We start from the raw sequence: 17,118 nt of genomic DNA, 5'->3' as shown, positions 1-17,118 counted from the left end.
CGCGGTGCAGCTTATGAAAAAGATCATCACCATCGGCGAAATCGTCGTCGAGATCATGGCCGTGGAAACCGGCAACGGTTTCAAGTCTGCCATCCCGTTGATCGGCCCGTTCGCTTCCGGCGCGCCTGCGATCTTCATCGATCAGGCGGCCAAAATGGGCCAGCCTTGCGGCATGGTCAGTGCAGTCGGCAATGACGATTTCGGCGCACTCAATGTCGAGCGCCTGCAAAAAGACGGCGTGGATGTTTCGGCCATTGGCGTACATCCGACGGCCGCCACCGGAAGCGCCTTCGTGCGTTATCGCCCCGATGGCAATCGCGATTTCATCTTCAACATCAAGCACAGCGCATGCAGTGCCATCGGCCTGACGCCGGAAGCTGAAAAGCTGATCGAGACCACCGATCACCTGCATATTATGGGTTCGGCCCTGTTCTCCGACGGCATTGTTTCGGCGATCCACGAGGCGACAATCCGCATCAAGGCGAAGGGCGGCACAGTGTCCTTCGACCCGAACATCCGCAAGGAAATGCTGGAATTGCCGGGCATGCGCCAGGCACTGGCCCATGCGCTGGAAAACACCGACCTGTTCATGCCAAGCGGCCCGGAAATCTTCCTCTTCACCAAGGCGACCGAGGAAAAGGCTGCCGTAGAAGAACTGCTGGCCCGCGGTATCAAAGCCGTTGTGATCAAGCGCGGCGCTGAAGGCGCAAGCTATTTCGACCAGTCTGGCGAAGTTTTCGCACCTGCTTTCAAGGTCGATGAAATCGACCCAACCGGAGCAGGCGACAGTTTTGGCGCGGCATTCGTCACCTGCTGGCTGCGCGACATGGCCCCGAAGGAAGCTCTTGTCATCGCCAACGCCACCGGCGCACGCGCCGTTGGTGTCAAAGGGCCGATGGAGGGCACCTCGACCATGGCCGAAATTGAAGCCTTCCTTCAGAAAAACGGAGTTCCAGCATGAGCAGCACGAACGTTCTGAGCGCACTTCCCGCCCGTTACGCCAGCGGAACTCGCGGCGGCATCACGTCGATCTGCTCTGCGCATCCTCTGGTGATTGAGGCCGCCCTTCTTGAAGGCATCGCGACCAGCACGGACGTGCTGATCGAGGCCACCTGCAATCAGGTCAATCAGGACGGCGGCTATACGGGCATGACGCCTGCCGACTTCCGCCGCTTTGTGGAAGACATCGCGGCTCGCGTCGGTTTCGACACCAAGCGGCTCATTCTGGGTGGCGACCATCTCGGCCCGAACCCGTGGAAGCATCTGCCTGCCGAAGAAGCCCTGCTGAAATCGGATGTCATGATCGATGCCTTCGTGCGCGCGGGCTTCACCAAGATCCATCTCGACACGTCGATGGGCTGCGCTGGCGAGCCGGTTGCACTGCCCGATGCCGTGACCGCCGAGCGCGCCGCGCGTCTGGCCAAGGTTTCCGAAGCCGCAGCCCGTGAAGCCGGATACGACCTTCCGGTCTATATTATCGGCACCGAAGTCCCGATTCCCGGCGGTGCGATGGAAGAAATCGAAGAGCTGGAACTGACCAAGCCGGGCGCGGCGGTCGAAACAGTCGCCATTCACCGCAAGGCTTTCGCAGCACTCGGACTGGAAGATGCCTTTGCCCGCGCCATCGGCGTTGTGGTGCAGCCGGGCGTCGAATTCGGCAACGAGAATGTGGTCTTCTACAACAGCGAAAAGGCGACGGCGCTGAGCGGTGTTCTCAGCGAAATGCCGCAATTCGTCTTTGAAGCACATTCGACCGATTATCAGCCGGTGGAAGCGCTTTCCGATCTCGTTCACGACGGCTTTGCCATTTTGAAAGTCGGCCCCGGCCTGACTTTTGCACTGCGCGAGGCGCTTTACGGTCTCGACCAGATTGCGGCTTTCCTCGACAAGCTGCCGGAAGAAGAAACCCTGCGCGGCAAAATGGAAGCCCTGCTTCTGGCCGAGCCGAAGAACTGGGAAAAGTACTACCATGGCGATGCGGAAGAACTGCGTCTGCAACGCCATTTCTCCTATAGCGACCGCATCCGCTATTACTGGCCGCACCCGGTAGCAACCGCTGCTGTGGATGCACTTTTGAAGCGTCTGGAAGGTCGCAAGATACCGGAAACGCTGATCAGCCAGTATCTGGGCACGCTTTATCCGGCGGTTGCCTCCGGTGACGTTGAACCGACGCCGCACGCCCTGATGGTGGAAGCCGTCCGCAATGTCGTGCGCACTTACGGCAAGGCTGTAGCCTAAATTTCAAGAACAGCTTGCGCCTGTTTCGGGCGCAAGCTGTTGCCTATTTCTCTGGCGCAAGCCGCGCCAGAAAATCGTCGCACCATCGTGTGACGTCGTGGGTTTTCAGAAAATCCATCATGCCATTAAAGCGCTCCTGCCGCTCCTCCAATTGCATGGAGAGCGCACGCGCTATCGCATAGGCCACCGCTTCCGTGTCATAGGGATTGACCAGCACCGCGCCGTCCAGTTCCTGCGCAGCACCAGCAAAGCGTGACAGCACAAGCACACCCGGATCATCCGGGTCTTGCGCCGCGACATATTCCTTTGCCACGAGGTTCATGCCATCACGCAAAGGCGTGACCAGCCCCACCTTTGACAGGCGATAAAGCCCGGCCAGAACATCGCGGTTGAGAGACCGGTTGATATAGCGGATCGGCGTCCAGTCGAAGGTCGCATTGGCGCCATTGATGCGCCCGGCCATTTCAGCCACCTCCCGCTGCATCGCCTTATATTCCGGCACCTCGGTTCGCGACTTCGGCGTTACCTGCAAGAAGGTGACATTGCCGCGATTGACCGGATCGATTTTCATGAAATGCTCGAAAGCTTCGAGCCGATTGGTAATCCCCTTGGAATAATCCAGCCTGTCGACGCCGATGATCAGATCGCGCCCGCTCATGCTGGCGCGCATGCGCTTTACGGATGGGCTGTTCTGAGTCTTGCTGGCGATCTCGGCAAACATCTCCGTTTCGATACCGATGCCGAAACTGTCCACGCTGAAACTGCGCCCGAACGCTTCGAAGCGGCGAGGTTCGATCTGTTTGCCGATCTTTTCGCGCCGCAAACCACCGATGAAATTCTCGACATCGTTTTCAGTCTGGAACCCGACGAGATCATAGGCCGTCAAGCCGCGAATGATCGCCTCATGCACCGGCAAGGTCAAAAGTAGATCAGCCGGTGGCCAGGGAATATGCATGAAAAAGCCAATGCGATTTTCTACACCGCAGCGCCGCAGCTCTTCGGCCAGCGGGATCAGGTGATAATCATGCACCCAGATGATGTCGTCCGGCTCAAGCAGCGGCAGCAATTGCTGCGCGAACAACCGGTTGACTCGAAAATAACCCGCCATGTCCTTGCGCGTATAATCGATCAGGTCGAGCCGGTAATGACAAAGCGGCCACAACATTCGGTTGGCGAAGCCAGCGTAATATTCGTCGATATCTTTCTTTTGCAGGCTCAACAGAGCGTAGCTGATCGGCCCCACCTGCTTCGTTTCGAGCTGGTGTGTTTGCCTGCCGGATAGCGTTTCACCGGACCAGCCAAACCAGACCCCGCCGCGCACATTCAAAGCCGCCTGCAAGGCGACGGCCAATCCTCCCGCCGGTGCTTTCCCCTGCTTGTCCGGCAAGGGCACCCGGTTGGAAACCACGACAAGGCGTCCCACTCCACTCTCCTCTCAAAGTTAGAGCATTTCCAGCAAAAGTGCGTAGCGGTTTTGCGTAGGATAATGCGTAATAACAAATAGCTAGAGCGGTTCCACGATTCCGTTTTCACCGGAACCGCTCTAGCAATTTCCTGCAATGTCGATAATCCAGGCCCGAACAGCCGCCGGAGAGGATATTGTCTCCCCGGGCAGGTCGCGGATCGCGTCGCCGACCGCAACGCCCAACCCGCCCATATCCATCGCAGCGCGCAGCATCGGCACATCCGTCAGATCGTCGCCGAAAGCGATCGGACGACGACCGGCAAAGGCCGCACTCCGCATCAGACGGCGCAAGGCAGCGCCCTTATCGCCATGGCGTGATCGCAATTCGAAAACGAATTTACCCGCCTGAACGCGCCAGTCGGGACCGGCCAGCTTTTCCGCCGCGTCGATCAACTCACGAGCGATATCTTCCTTCTCGGGTGCTGCCCTGAAATGGACGGCAATAGCATTGCCTTTATCCTCGACGAGAAGCCCGGCAATGCCCGCCTGCGTCTGGCGAATGAAATCCTTGGCGCGTGCAAATTGTTCGCCGGGTTCCAGCATCTCGACATGCCCCGACGGAAGGCGGAATTCGGTGCCATGCAATGCCGCAACAGCACCCGAATAAGAAGGGAAGCGCTCCGCCACAAATTCCAAGGGGCGTCCAGTCACGAGCGCCACCGCGCCGGACAAATGCTGGCGCAGTTTTTCCAGAGCATCAACAAGCGCTGGATCGACCACGACGCTGTCAGGCGTCGGCGCCAGATCCAGCAAGGTTCCGTCGATATCGAAGAAAAGCGCATATCCGGCATTATCCGCCGATAGCGCCGCAAGCGAGGTGCTTTCTGAATTCGCCTTTGAAAGGTGCATGAATTTCAAACCCCTCACACAGTGAAAGGTTCCCTATTTCATGCAGGCGCCTGAGCACGGCTAGAAAATTTCATTCAAGCCGTGCGTGGTGTTTTCCTTTTGAACAGCACTGCCGCCAGACCGAGGATCAGGGTTCCCGCGATAAACAGGAAGGCGGCGGCGGCAATTGCCGGGCTGATGTTTTCGCGGATCGTGGAAAACATCTGTCGCGCCAGCGTTCGCTGGTTTGGTCCAGCGACGAATAGCGTCAGCACCACCTCGTCCAGCGACGTGGCGAAAGCCAGTACTGCACCTGAAACCACGCCCGGCATGGCAAGCGGCAAAGTCACCCTGCGGAACACCGTCAGCGGCGATGCGCCAAGGCTTTCCGCTGCAAGTTCCACGCGCCGGTCAATACCTGCCAGCGCGCCGGTGACGCTCACCATCACGAACGGGATCGACACCACCGTATGCGCGACGATGACCCCGAAATAGGAATTCGCAATCCCCAGCCGCACGAACAGCAATTGCATGCCGACGCCCATCACCACCGCAGGCACGACCATCGGCAGCAGAAACAACGTGCGGATCGGACCCGACAGGAACAGCGCCCGATTGCGCAGGCCAAGCGCCGCCATGGTTCCGAGCACCGTCGCCAGCGCCATCGTGCCAGTGCCGATGATCAGGCTGTTGACGATGGCGCGTCGCCAGGCATCAGCCGTTGCCAGCTCTTCGAACCAGCGCATCGACCAGCTGGGCACCGGATAGGTGAGAAACACGCTTGAGGTGAATGCCAGCGGCAGGATGGCAAACAACGGCGCGACCAGAAATATGACCGCGGCGACGCCGAAGATGATTTTGACAGAGCGCCCCATGGTCATGCCCTCCCCGGCTTTTCGTTGGTCAGGCGACCATAGACCGCGTAGAGCACCAGACAAACGACCAGCAGCACCATGCCCAGCGCACCCGCCATGCCCCAATTGGCCGAGCCGGTTGCATAATAAGCGATGATCGAGCTGATCATCTGGTCGCTCGGACCGCCGATCAGCGCCGGAGTGATGTAATAGCCAATCGCGCTCATGAAGACGAGCAACATGCCCGACAGAATTCCACGCATACTGAGCGGCAGCAGAACCCGCAGAAACGCGCGCCATGGCGGCGCGCCCAGCGAGGCAGCGGCAGGCATCAGATTATTCGGGATGGACACCAGCACGCTGTAAATCGGCAAAACCATGAATGGCAAAAGCACATGCGTCATGGCGATGATCACGCCGGTCCGGTTGAATATCAGCGGCAGCGGCCCGTTGGTAAGCCCGAGCCAGGTCAGCGTGTCGTTGATCAACCCCTTATCCTGCAACAGAATGAACCATGCCGCCGTGCGCACCAGAAGCGACGTCCAGAGCGGCAGCAGCACCGCTGCAAACAAGGCGCTTTTCACCCAGCCCGTGGCGGAAGCCAGCAACACCGCATAGGGATAGCCGATAGCGGCGCAAGCTAATGTGACCAGCGCGGCAATCCAGAAGGTGCGCAGCATGATGGCGCGATTTGCCGATGTGCCCAGCGCCATGGAAACAATCTCGCCGGAACTGTCGCGTTCCATATCCACAGCGGCCAATAGATTGCGATCCGTGGTGGGGGACAGGGCATTGGCAATTGCGCGCCAATATTGAGGTTGGCTCCAGCGTTTATCAACGGCCTCAAGATCGAGCGCGGGATCGCCCTTCTCAATGGCCGAGATCGTCTTGCTCATCAGCGTACGAAAGCCCGACTGGGCGCTGTTCAGCCGCCGCACCATATCGCCGACAGCCTGCTGGTCGGTGGAGGTCTTGAGATCGGCAACAAGCGCCTGTTTCATCTCCGGTGTCGGGCCGGATTGACCGTCCCACGCGCCGACCGCTTCTGCCGTTTGCGGCAAAACACGCAGCACCGCCGTATCGGAAATTGCCTGTTTCATCATCACGCCGAGCGGCCACAAGAAGAACAGCGCAATGAAGATCAAAAGCGGGGCGATGAGCAAAACGGAGCGCGTGCTCTTGGCGGAAAGTACCGTCATGCGACAATGGTCCAGCAATCAGCGGCATTGAAATGCGCCACCACATCGACACCCGGCTTCCACTCGCGCGCCTTGCGATCGAGACGGACAATGAAATTATGCGCCTTGTCATCCAGCTGGATGCGCAGATGGTCGCCCTGATAGACACTATCGGTAACGCGCGTGCTGAGACTGTTGTCCGCCCTGCCCTCGCCGCCCAGTTCTATCCGCTCCGGGCGGATTGAAAGCAACACGTTCTGCCCTGGCGTCAGCGCCCCCGATGAAGAGGCATTCAGCTCGGCGCCATTGTTGAGGCGGATCAACGTATTGGTTCCGTCGATACGCTCCACCTTGCCTTCGGCAAGATTGGTTTCGCCGATAAACTCCGCCACGAAACGGGTCTTGGGTTCGTCATAGATTTCGCGCGGTGAGCCGATCTGTTCAATCTGACCTTTGTTGAACACAGCAATGCGGTCCGACATGGTCAGAGCCTCGCTCTGGTCATGCGTCACGAAAACAATCGTCAAACCGAGGCGGCTATGCAGAGCGCGGATATCGAGCTGCATCTGTTCGCGCAATTGCTTGTCGAGCGCGCCGAGCGGTTCGTCCATCAGCACCACGCCCGGTTCGAAAACCAGCGCGCGTGCCAGAGCCACACGCTGCTGCTGCCCGCCGGAGAGCTGCGATGGCTTGCGCTCGCGCATGGTGGAAAGCTGCACCATATCCAGCACTTTTCCGACCTTGTCGGAAATTTCCGCCTTGCCAAGCCCGCGCATCTGTAGCGGAAACGCGACATTCTCGCCGACACTCATATGCGGAAACAGCGCATAGTTCTGGAAGACGACACCCATATTGCGCTTATAGGACGGCACATCGTTGATGGACTTGCCATCGACGATGAGCTTACCGCCGCTCGGACTTTCAAAGCCTGCGAGCATCATTAGAAGCGTGGTTTTACCAGAGCCCGACGGCCCCAGAAGGCTGACAAACTCCCCGCGTGCGATATCGAGGTTGAGCCCGTCTATGACTTTGAAATCGGCGTAGGATTTACTGATATTCTCAAATCGAATTCGATAGTCCGTCAATGAATCACTCCATTTGCCGGCAATCGGAATATCCCGTCCACCCGCCAGAGCGATTCCGGTTTTAAACGAAACGCTCCAGCTATTTGTTTTAACGGCAGACGGGACGGCGATAGGCGTTTTTCAGGCTACCCTCTTACTGCGCCAGCCAGGCGTTGAAACGCTTCGTCAGCTCTTCCGAATTGTCGATCCAGAAATCGACATTGAGCGGAATAGCATCGGTCATGTTGGCTTCTGCGGTTGGCAGATCGCCTGCGAATTCCGCCGGCACCTTGCTGGCGGCTTCCTTGTTTGGAAGACCATAGGCAACAAATTTCGGCAGCTTGACCTGGTTTTCAGGCTCGCTTGTGAAAGCGATGAAATCCATGCCTGCATCCTTGTTCTCGGCGTCCTTGAGGACAACCCAGCTATCAACGGCATAGATGCTGCCCGGCCATACCACCTTGAAATTCTTGCCTTCAGCACGATTGATGCCCGTGATACGGCCATTATAGGCCGAGGCCATCACAACTTCGTCGGATGCCAGCAGTTGAAGCGGCTGTGCGCCAGCTTCCCACCAAACGATATTTGGCTTCAGCTCATCGAGCTTCTTGAAGGCGCGGTCGACGCCTTCAGGCGTGCCCAGCACGTCATAGACTTCGTCCTTCTTGACGCCGTCTGCGAGCAGCGCGAATTCAAGCGTGTATTTTGCACCCTTGCGCAACGAGCGTTTACCAGGGAACTTCTTCACATCCCAGAAATCCGCCCAGGACTTGGGGCCATCCTTCAGCTTGTCGCCATTATAGGCGATGGCCGTTGACCAGACGATGGCGCCGACGCCGCAATCATTGACCGCGCTGTCGAGAAACTTGTCCTTGCCGCCAAGCTTGGCCCAGTCGATCTTTTCATAGAGACCGTCGGCACAGCCAAGCGCCAGTTCTTCGGCTTCCACCTGCACCACGTCCCAATTGGGCTTGCCAGCCTTCACCTTGGCCTGAATGACGCCGTAGCCGCCGTCCCAGGATTCATCGAGCAGCGGCTTTCCGGTCTTTTCCGACAACGGTTTGAAATAGATTTCGCGTTGCGCATCCTGATAGTTGCCGCCCCAGGAGACAACTGTCAGATCGCGCGCCGCAGCAGGCGCAACATGAAAACCGGTGACAGTTGCGAGAAGTGCACCGGCGAAGGCAAGGCGTGCCATTTTCATAATCTTATTTCCCCATTTGTTTCGACAGGTTTGTCCTGCCGTTGTTGTAATGGGGACCATGCTAGCCCGATCATTTGTTGTGGGCAATAAAGTATTAGCGGCACACTGCAAAAGTCGAATGCGCGGTGTGGGCTTAAAATCGTGACCGGGGAATATCCCGCTTAGATATCCCTTTGCTGCGGGTCTGCTTACGCCGCCGCAAGCAAAGCGTTTGCCCCCGTCTGCAGGTCAGCCTACACCTCAGCCGTCGGCTGGATCTTTCAAACTGAATCGAAAAGATGCCGCTTCTTATACCGCCAGATGTCTGGTGGCTCTCAGCATCAGCGTCCAGCCCCAGTCATTGGCTTCCAGCAGATCGCGAAGGCGATGCCCCATCACCGGCGCGAGTGCATTGTTGAGTTTTTGCGATGTCAGGAAACGCCGGTAGCCGCGTTGCGCCATGGGCGTGATGGAACGCAACTGTTCTATCTTGAAAAAAGGCGACGCCAGCCCGGCAAGTTCTGTCCGGTCGACCCAACGGCGAACCTGTCCCGGACCGGGCGGAGCAACGCTGCAATGTTTTTGCAGCACGGGACGGTTTTGCGTCGCGAGGAGCAACATGCCGCCTGGAACCAGCAGATCGGCCAGCCGCTCCATGAAATGGGGCTGGTTCTCGACATGCGACAGCACTTCCAGACTGACAATCACGTCGAAGGATTGCGGCTCGAAGGACAGCGAGAAGAAATCGCCCGACACGAATTTGATTTCCGGCCAGCGCGCCTGCGCCCGTTGCAAAACCTCGTCGGATAGGTCGGTTCCTACAACGTCGCCAAACCGGGCCAGCTCTGGACAGAGCCACCCCGCACCACAGCCGACTTCGAGGATTTTCAACCCGCTTCTGCGCGTGCGCGCCAGACTGTCGAGGACCATCTCCGCCTGACGACGCGAGATTTCGTGCAGCTCTTTTTCGCGGGTCTGCGCGTTCCAGTCGTTCCAGAATTGGCGTTGCTGTTCAGCTTCTATCTTCATGCATGCAGAATGCACAAACAGAGCTGCCGAGCATATCGCCGTATAAGGCGGAGCCGCTACACCTTTCGGCGGAGCGGCATCCACAACATAGCTATAATTTCTGCGCGAGAATCTTGTCGATGCGCCGACCGTCCATATCGACGATTTCAAACCGCCAATTGTCATATTCGAAACTGTCGCCAACAGAAGGCAGGTCGCCCAGTTGCAGCAGGGCAAAACCGGCAATCGTATGATAGCCGCGATCTTCCGGGACTTCGGTAAATCCCAGACGATGGAAGGCCTCATGGGCCGACATCAGACCGTCGATCAGAAGCGACCCGTCCGTGCGCGTCACGATATCCGGCTCTTCGTCGTCAATATCCGGTATGTCGCCCGCAATGGCTTCCAGCAGGTCCGACTGGGTGACGATGCCTTCGAGGATGCCATATTCATCCACGACGACGACCAGCCGCACCGGACTTTTCTTGAAGATTTCAAGCACACGGAAAATCGGCGTCGCCTCATGCACGACGACGAGTTCCCGGATCGCCTTTAGCGGATTAACCGCATGACCGTCGAGCACCTGATCAAGCAGATCTTTCTTGAGAACCATGCCGATGGGTTCGTCGATGCTTTGATGCGCGACCAGCAATTGTTCATGGCGACATTCGCGGACGGTCTTGAGCATCTGTTCCTGCGTGTCGTCGGCGTCCACCCAGTCGATCTCACGCCGAGGCGTCATGATGTCGCCCACGCGACGGTCACCGATGGTCAGCGCACGCGCCACCACCTCGCGCTGCGTCATTTCGATCAGACCAGCCTGCTGGCTGGCCGCGACGAGCAGCTTGATCTCTTCCGGAGAATGGGTCGATCCCTCCCCGTTGCCCGGCTGCAAACCGCACACCCGCAGCACCAGATTTCCCAGCGCGTTGAGCGTGGAAATGGCGGGCCAGAAGATAAAGGTGAAAGCACCGAGCGCACGGACCACAAACAGCGCCGTGCCCTCGCTGCGCTGCAAGGCGAGGCTTTTGGGTGCGAGTTCACCCAGCACAATATGCAGTGCCGTGATGATGATGAACGCAATCGCAACCGCGATGGCATGCGAACCGAAGCTCACCCATTCGGTTGGCAGTGCGCTCAAAGCAGGTTCGATCAGGTGCGCAAGGGCCGGTTCACCGATCCAGCCAAGCGCGAGCGAGGAAATGGTGATGCCGAGCTGCGTGGCCGCAAGATTGGCATCGAGATGATCCACTGCGCGCTGAAGAGCCGTAGCATTGGTCCGCTTGGCGGCGACGAGTTCCGCCACCCGGCTTTTGCGGACAGCCACCAGTGAGAATTCAGCGGCAACGAAGAAGCCGTTGGCGGCCACCAGAAGAAGGACCGCCAGAATGCCAATAATATCCGCCCAATACATGCTCAATCCTTATCGCGGCGCCCTATCGCGGGTTGCGACTCTGTCTTAATCGAAAACACTATGCCTTAGGCTTGGGCGACGCTCAAGAAATGCTCGAATTTTGCTGGCAAATCAATCAGGGCTTTAGTCGACCACCGTTACCACTGACGGTGCTTCACCAACCGTTCCGATGATACGCGCCGCCGGATAACCGGCGGAGCGGATTGTCGCGAGAATACGCTCCGCCGCATCTGGCGCACAGGAAACAAGCAGACCACCGGAGGTTTGCGGGTCAGTCAGCAATTGCTGCTGCCAGAGCGGCGTGTCGTCGGCGAGGTGCACTTCGTCGCCATAGCTCGCCCAGTTGCGGGTCGAAGCGCCAGTGATAAAGCCCTCCTCTGCAAGGCGTGCAGCCTGGCTCAAAAGCGGAAGTTCACTATATCGAAGTGTGATGCCAACCTTCGATCCTCGCGCCATTTCAAGCGCATGACCGAGGATACCGAAGCCTGTCACATCTGTGATGGCATGAACGGCCTCATCCTTTCCAAGTTCAGCGCCAACACGGTTCAGCAGAGTGACGGAGGCCATCATCTCATCGTAACCTGCGCTGTCGAGCACCTGTTTCTTGAAAGCGGCGGAATAGATGCCGACGCCAAGCCCCTTGGTCAAAATGAGCACATCGCCCGGTTTGGCTCCACTGTTCTTGCGCAGATTCGAGAGCTTGCATGTGCCGATCACCGCCAGCCCATAAATCGGCTCCGGCGCATCGATGGAATGGCCACCTGCCACCGGAATACCGGCTTCGGCGCAAATGCTGGAACCGCCTTTCAGGATATCACGGATCATTTCGGCAGGCATCTGGTTCACCGGCATGCCGAGGATCGCCAGCGCCATGATCGGCGTTCCACCCATAGCGTAAACATCGGATATGGCGTTGGTTGCAGCAATGCGCCCGAAATCGACAGGATCGTCCACCATCGGCATGAAGAAATCCGTCGTAGCGATCACGCAGGTTTCATCATCCAGCTGCCAGACCGCTGCATCGTCGCCGGTCTCAGTGCCGACAAGCAGTTGCTTGAAAGGCTGAATGGCGGGCTGGTCCGCAAACAGATTTTGCAACACGGCAGGCGCCAGCTTGCAGCCGCAGCCGCCGCCATGCGCCAGAGTGCTGAGACGGATGGGCGATGCGATATCCATAATTCCTCCTGAGCCGAAAGCGGTTCGTTCGCGAGTGCAAACAGAAACCGCCCCGGCATGTTATTTCGTATCAGATCGAGATTTCGCGTGCCGTCATGCTATAACGGAAAGCATCCGCGTCGAGGCAATCGAGACGCGTGCTGGCCACTTCGGCTTGCGGATACATCAGGAAACCAAGCTCCCCACCCTTCGCGGATGGCAGATCGACGTCACTGCCGTCATTGAAGGCGATCCAGTTGCCTTCCCACGCCCCGAAGAGCTTCTGACGAACAGCAACGACACGCGGATCGTCTGCGGTCAGCCCGTCCTTCTCCTCTTCAAGCATGACCTTTCGAACATCGGCAGGATCGGTCGCCACCCAGCCAACGCCGTCGAGATAGATTTCAGCACGGCAATGCTGCGACTTGGTGATGACCTCGTTCTTCGCGCCAAGGCTCTTGTAACCAAAGGCGGACGGTGCCACCCGCACCCCGTAAAGATCGCGGGCAGGAATGCCGGCTGAGCGTACCAGCGCCACGAAAAGCGGGTTGAGATCAGCGCATTTGCCGCCAAGATCGCCGCTCTTCAACATGGCCACGATATCGCCATCACCGCAGCCGCGCGTGGAGGCACGCCGATAGGTGTTGGCGACAACCCAGTCATAGATGCGGCGCGCTTTGTCCTGATCGCGTGAGGCATCGCCGACGATCTTGTCGGCGGTTTCCCGAACGATGCCATCCACCGGAGCCAGCCGTGTTCCGGCCAGATATTTGGCGCGTTCTGTCTGCGTCAGTGGTGCTACAGCTGCCGATGCTTCAAGGTTGCTCGCGCGGTCCCGGGTCGAGATGAGGCTGATAATTTCCGCTGACGGCTCTTCCCCGCCCGGCGCCCATTCGAGATAGAGCAGGCCTACCCCGCTATGCGGATCACGATCGAGTTGGGCGACCTTGGCATTGGTCCTCCAGCGATTGCCTTCCGCGCGGTTCCAGTCATCCGCCTGAAACCCTGCCAGCGGCACCCATGCCCGGATGACATCCTTGGACCCGGCTGGATTGACGACGGTCTTGATTTCGAAGCTGCGCCAGTTCGACGGCTGCGGCGCAAAGGTGCCGTCAGCAGCGAAGGCAGGCGTCAAGCTTAAGCCCGGCATGGCGCTGAGGGCGGCGCAGGCCGCACCGGATTTCAGGAGTTCCCGACGATTCATGACGATCCCCTTAAATAGCCCCTTTTGGAGCCATGAGCTTTGTTTCTTGCGATTTTGCGGAGAAAGCGCTGCTGTTGCGCCTGACCGGAACGGTCAGCGCAGGCCAGGAATGATCCATGATCAAGGCCCCGAAACTCGGGAGCAGCGGAAGAAGTCACAACGGCAGTCTGCCGTGTTTGTAGAAGTCCGTCAATCAACGAACAAACAAGACAAAGTGTTCGTAAAGATTACATTCATGTATTAATACCTGACTATGATAGTCATGTTATTTATAAATGCACTTTGTTGTTACATTTTTCGACCTTCGCTTCGGTTGACAACTGCAATTTATTGCGTTGAACTAACGACTTGAAAGTCAAGCCTGCCCGGCAACGTGCCTGCGACTATATCCCGGCACGTCGGTTCTGATCATCAGGGAGGTATCGCGCTATGAATGTGGAGCTCTCACGCCGCCAGTTTCTGGGCGGAACGGGAGCGGTGGTAGCGGCTTCGGCGCTCGGTTCTTTCGGCTTTGGCGCGGTGGAAACCGCCTATGCCGAGTCCATTCGCCCCTTCAAGCTGGCCAATACGACCGAAACCCGGAATACCTGCCCCTATTGCTCGGTGGCCTGTGGCATCATCCTTTATTCCAAGGGCGATGTGCGCAAGGGCGAGAAGGCTGACCTGATCCATGTCGAAGGCGACACGGATCACCCGACCAATCGCGGCACGTTGTGCCCGAAGGGTGCGGCGCTCAAGGATTTCGTCAAAGCGAATACCCGCCTGCAATATCCGATGGTGCGTGAACCCGGCTCGGGCGCGTTCAAGCGCATATCCTGGGACGATGCGCTGGATCGGATTGCGCGCCACCTCAAGGATGACCGCGATGCAAACTTCATCGCGAAGAATGAGGCGGGCGTCACCGTCAACCGCTGGACGTCGACGGGGTTCCTCGCCGCTTCCGCAACAACCAACGAAACAGCGTTTCTCACCTACAAGGTGGTGCGCAGTGCAGGCATAGTCGCATTCGATAATCAGGCTCGCGTCTGACACGGCCCGACGGTGGCGAGTCTCGCCCCATCATTTGGCCGTGGCGCAATGACCAACGCCTGGACAGACATCAAGAACACTGACCTCATCGTCGTCATGGGCGGCAATGCGGCGGAAGCGCATCCATGCGGCTTCAAATGGGTGACGGAGGCCAAGGCCAACCGTGGCGCCCGGCTGATCGTCGTCGATCCGCGTTTCACGCGCACGGCATCGGTAGCGGATTATTATTCGCCGATCCGTCAAGGGTCGGATATCGCCTTCCTGCTCGGCGTCATCAACTATTGCATCCAGAACGATCACGTGCAGTGGGAATATGTGAAGCACTTCACCAATGCCAGCTACATCGTCAAGGATGGCTTCGAGTATAAGGACGGGCTGTTTACCGGCTATGACGAGGAAAAGCGCGATTATGATCGCTCGAGCTGGGAATATGTGATCGGCGACGACGGCTATGCCGTCGTGGACGATACGTTGCAGCATCCGCGTTGCGTGTGGAACCTGCTGAAACAGCATGCTTCCATCTACACGCCGGAAATGGTCGAGCGCATCTGTGGCACACCGAAGGAGAAATTCCTGAAAGTGGCCGAGATGATCGGGGAATGTTCGTCACCCACAAAGACCATGACATCCATGTATGCGCTTGGCTGGACGCAACATTCCAAGGGTGCGCAGAACATTCGCGGCATGGCGATGCTTCAGCTGATCCTCGGTAATATCGGGGTGCGGGGCGGCGGCATGAATGCGCTGCGCGGCCACTCCAATATTCAGGGGCTGACCGATATCGGCCTGATGTCCAATCTTCTGCCGGGCTATATGAATATCCCGGTGGAGAAAGAGATCGACCTCGACACCTATATGTCGACGCGCAGCTTCAAGCCTCTGCGTCCGAACCAGACGAGTTACTGGCAGAACTACAAGAAATTCTTCGTAAGCTTCCAGAAGTCCATGTGGGGTAATGCAGCCACCGTGGAAAACGACTTCGCCTATGACTGGCTGCCGAAGCTCGACGTGCCGAATTATGACGTGTTGCGCATTTTCGACATGATGAACAATGGCAAGGTCAACGGCTATGTCTGTCAGGGCTTCAATCCGCTGATGGCGGTGCCAAACCGCAACAAGCTGACCGCGGCCCTGTCGAAGCTGAAATTCCTCGTCACGATGGACCCGCTCGAAACGGAAACATCGCGCTTCTGGGAAAACCACGGCGAATATAACGACGTCGATACAGCGTCGATCCAGACGGAAGTGTTCCAGCTGCCATCCACCTGCTTTGCAGAGGATGAAGGCTCGCTGACCAATTCCGGCCGTTGGCTGCAATGGCACTGGCCGGGAGCAACACCGCCGGGCGAGGCGAAGACCGATAACTGGATCATGGCGCAGATTTATATGCGGCTGAAGGCGCTTTACAGCAAAGAAGGCGGCCCCTTCCCTGATCCAATTCTCAATCTGGTCTGGGATTACAAGGACCCGGAAGAACCGACCGCCGAAGAACTGGCGCAGGAGCTGAACGGTCGTGCACTGACCACGCTGATGGATCCGACAGACCCGAGCAAGGTGGTTCTGGAGGCAGGGAAACTGCTGCCCGGTTTTGCCGCGCTGCGCGATGACGGCTCCACAACGTCGGGCTGCTGGGTTTATTCCGGCTGCTTCACCGAGGCGGGCAACAACATGGCCCGTCGCGACAATCACGACCCCGACGAGACTGGCGCTTATTTGAACTGGTCCTGGGCATGGCCCGCCAATCGTCGCATCCTCTATAACCGTGCTTCCGCCGATCTTGACGGCAAGGCGTGGGATCCGAGCCGCAAGCTCATCGAATGGGATGGGACGAAGTGGACAGGCTATGACGTGCCGGACATTGCGCCGACCGCCAAGCCGCATGAAGTCGGGCCGTTCATCATGAATGCGGAAGGCACATCGCGCCTGTTCTGCCGTGGCATGATGCGCGACGGTCCGTTCCCGGCCCATTACGAGCCGTTTGAGTCACCGCTGGCCAATGTGATTGCGCCGAATATTCGGGGCAATCCGGTGGCCCGCGTCTTCAACAACGACTTCAAGCAGTTCGCCGATACGGCATCCGAGGAGTTCCCTTATGCGGCAACCTCCTATCGCCTGACCGAACACTTCCACTACTGGACCAAGCATGTGCATGTGAATGCCGTGCTTCAGCCGGAATTCTTCGTGGAAATTTCGGAAGAGCTGGCGAAGGAAAAGGGCATCGCCAAGGGTGACTGGGTGCGTGTCTGGTCGAAGCGCGGCTCGGTCAAGGCCAAGGCAGTGGTGACCAAACGCATCAAGCCGCTCATCTGCGACGGCAAGACGGTGCATGTGGTGGGCATTCCGCTGCATTGGGGCTTCATGGGCGCTGCCCGCAAGGGCTTCGGTCCGAATTCGCTGACCCCGTTTGTCGGCGACGCAAACATCGAGACGCCGGAATTCAAGGCGTTTCTGGTCAATATCGAGCGCAGCAGCGCGCCTGTTGCTTAGAAGGGATTGAA

At 58.2% G+C, this 17,118-nt stretch carries 13 protein-coding genes; 3 read left to right on the top strand and 10 right to left on the bottom strand.

Annotated features, from left to right (window positions below; genetic code table 11):
* Window positions 1-13: 13 nt before the first annotated feature.
* Window positions 14-961, top strand: a complete 948-nt coding sequence (locus ACTJKP_RS16640; RefSeq protein WP_440631454.1) for a tagatose kinase — start codon at window positions 14-16, stop codon at window positions 959-961.
* Entirely contained in the window at window positions 958-2,238 is a 1,281-nt protein-coding gene (locus ACTJKP_RS16635; protein WP_440631453.1) for a D-tagatose-bisphosphate aldolase, class II, non-catalytic subunit, read from the top strand. Before ACTJKP_RS16640 ends, ACTJKP_RS16635 begins: the two co-directional genes overlap by 4 nt.
* Before the next feature lie 43 nt (window positions 2,239-2,281).
* Here the strand turns inward: ACTJKP_RS16635 and otsA are convergent, their stop codons facing one another.
* From otsA to ACTJKP_RS16585, 10 genes are all read right to left on the bottom strand, one after another.
* Window positions 2,282-3,661 carry an alpha,alpha-trehalose-phosphate synthase (UDP-forming) gene (gene otsA, locus ACTJKP_RS16630; protein WP_440631452.1) on the bottom strand — a complete coding sequence of 460 codons (1,380 nt, stop codon included), beginning with the start codon at window positions 3,659-3,661 and terminating at the stop codon, window positions 2,282-2,284.
* Window positions 3,662-3,781: 120 nt separating this feature from the next.
* Window positions 3,782-4,552 (bottom strand): trehalose-phosphatase, encoded by a 771-nt coding sequence (otsB, locus tag ACTJKP_RS16625; protein WP_440631451.1) that lies wholly within the window; start codon window positions 4,550-4,552, stop codon window positions 3,782-3,784.
* A gap of 74 nt (window positions 4,553-4,626) precedes the next feature.
* A complete protein-coding gene (locus ACTJKP_RS16620; RefSeq protein ID WP_138787001.1) occupies window positions 4,627-5,406 on the bottom strand; it encodes an ABC transporter permease in 780 nt (259 codons plus the stop codon).
* A gap of 2 nt (window positions 5,407-5,408) precedes the next feature.
* Window positions 5,409-6,584, bottom strand: coding sequence for an ABC transporter permease (locus tag ACTJKP_RS16615; protein WP_440631450.1), 1,176 nt, complete (start codon window positions 6,582-6,584; stop codon window positions 5,409-5,411).
* The gene (locus ACTJKP_RS16610; protein ID WP_440631449.1) at window positions 6,581-7,648 is read right to left on the bottom strand and encodes an ABC transporter ATP-binding protein; all 1,068 of its coding nucleotides are present in this window, start codon (window positions 7,646-7,648) and stop codon (window positions 6,581-6,583) included. The genes ACTJKP_RS16615 and ACTJKP_RS16610 overlap by 4 nt, the downstream gene beginning before the upstream one ends.
* A 133-nt stretch (window positions 7,649-7,781) precedes the next feature.
* Window positions 7,782-8,831: an ABC transporter substrate-binding protein gene (locus tag ACTJKP_RS16605; protein ID WP_440631448.1), complete on the bottom strand. Its 1,050-nt coding sequence runs from the start codon at window positions 8,829-8,831 to the stop codon at window positions 7,782-7,784.
* Between the two features lie 288 nt (window positions 8,832-9,119).
* Window positions 9,120-9,839: a class I SAM-dependent methyltransferase gene (locus ACTJKP_RS16600; RefSeq protein ID WP_440631447.1), complete on the bottom strand. Its 720-nt coding sequence runs from the start codon at window positions 9,837-9,839 to the stop codon at window positions 9,120-9,122.
* A 91-nt stretch (window positions 9,840-9,930) separates the two neighbouring features.
* Complete coding sequence (locus ACTJKP_RS16595) at window positions 9,931-11,232, bottom strand: hemolysin family protein (protein WP_078338337.1); 1,302 nt, start codon at window positions 11,230-11,232, stop codon at window positions 9,931-9,933.
* 123 nt (window positions 11,233-11,355) lie between these two features.
* Entirely contained in the window at window positions 11,356-12,408 is a 1,053-nt protein-coding gene (gene selD / locus ACTJKP_RS16590) for a selenide, water dikinase SelD (RefSeq protein ID WP_440631446.1), read from the bottom strand.
* Window positions 12,409-12,478: 70 nt separating this feature from the next.
* Window positions 12,479-13,591: a transglutaminase domain-containing protein gene (locus ACTJKP_RS16585; protein ID WP_440631445.1), complete on the bottom strand. Its 1,113-nt coding sequence runs from the start codon at window positions 13,589-13,591 to the stop codon at window positions 12,479-12,481.
* 429 nt (window positions 13,592-14,020) lie between these two features.
* Between ACTJKP_RS16585 and fdnG the strand changes: the two genes are divergently transcribed.
* Complete coding sequence (fdnG, locus tag ACTJKP_RS16580) at window positions 14,021-17,107, top strand: formate dehydrogenase-N subunit alpha (RefSeq protein WP_078338334.1); 3,087 nt, start codon at window positions 14,021-14,023, stop codon at window positions 17,105-17,107.
* The last annotated feature ends 11 nt before the right edge of the window (window positions 17,108-17,118 follow it).

It is taken from the genome of Brucella sp. 22210 (assembly GCF_052045675.1).
GTDB lineage: Bacteria > Pseudomonadota > Alphaproteobacteria > Rhizobiales > Rhizobiaceae > Brucella.
The sequence above is the reverse complement of the archived record's forward strand: the minus strand, read 5'-3'. Positions and strand labels throughout refer to the sequence as shown.

Excerpts from the sequence above, each read along its gene's own strand:
- selD (WP_440631446.1), bottom strand. The coding sequence starts at position 12,408 with ATGGATATCGCATCGCCCATCCGTCTCAGCACTCTGGCGCATGGCGGC.
- ACTJKP_RS16640 (WP_440631454.1), top strand. The coding sequence starts at position 14 with ATGAAAAAGATCATCACCATCGGCGAAATCGTCGTCGAGATCATGGCC.
- ACTJKP_RS16605 (WP_440631448.1), bottom strand. The coding sequence starts at position 8,831 with ATGAAAATGGCACGCCTTGCCTTCGCCGGTGCACTTCTCGCAACTGTC.
- ACTJKP_RS16585 (WP_440631445.1), bottom strand. The coding sequence starts at position 13,591 with ATGAATCGTCGGGAACTCCTGAAATCCGGTGCGGCCTGCGCCGCCCTC.
- ACTJKP_RS16620 (WP_138787001.1), bottom strand. The coding sequence starts at position 5,406 with ATGGGGCGCTCTGTCAAAATCATCTTCGGCGTCGCCGCGGTCATATTT.
- ACTJKP_RS16595 (WP_078338337.1), bottom strand. The coding sequence starts at position 11,232 with ATGTATTGGGCGGATATTATTGGCATTCTGGCGGTCCTTCTTCTGGTG.
- ACTJKP_RS16635 (WP_440631453.1), top strand. The coding sequence starts at position 958 with ATGAGCAGCACGAACGTTCTGAGCGCACTTCCCGCCCGTTACGCCAGC.
- ACTJKP_RS16600 (WP_440631447.1), bottom strand. The coding sequence starts at position 9,839 with ATGAAGATAGAAGCTGAACAGCAACGCCAATTCTGGAACGACTGGAAC.
- ACTJKP_RS16615 (WP_440631450.1), bottom strand. The coding sequence starts at position 6,584 with ATGACGGTACTTTCCGCCAAGAGCACGCGCTCCGTTTTGCTCATCGCC.
- otsB (WP_440631451.1), bottom strand. The coding sequence starts at position 4,552 with ATGCACCTTTCAAAGGCGAATTCAGAAAGCACCTCGCTTGCGGCGCTA.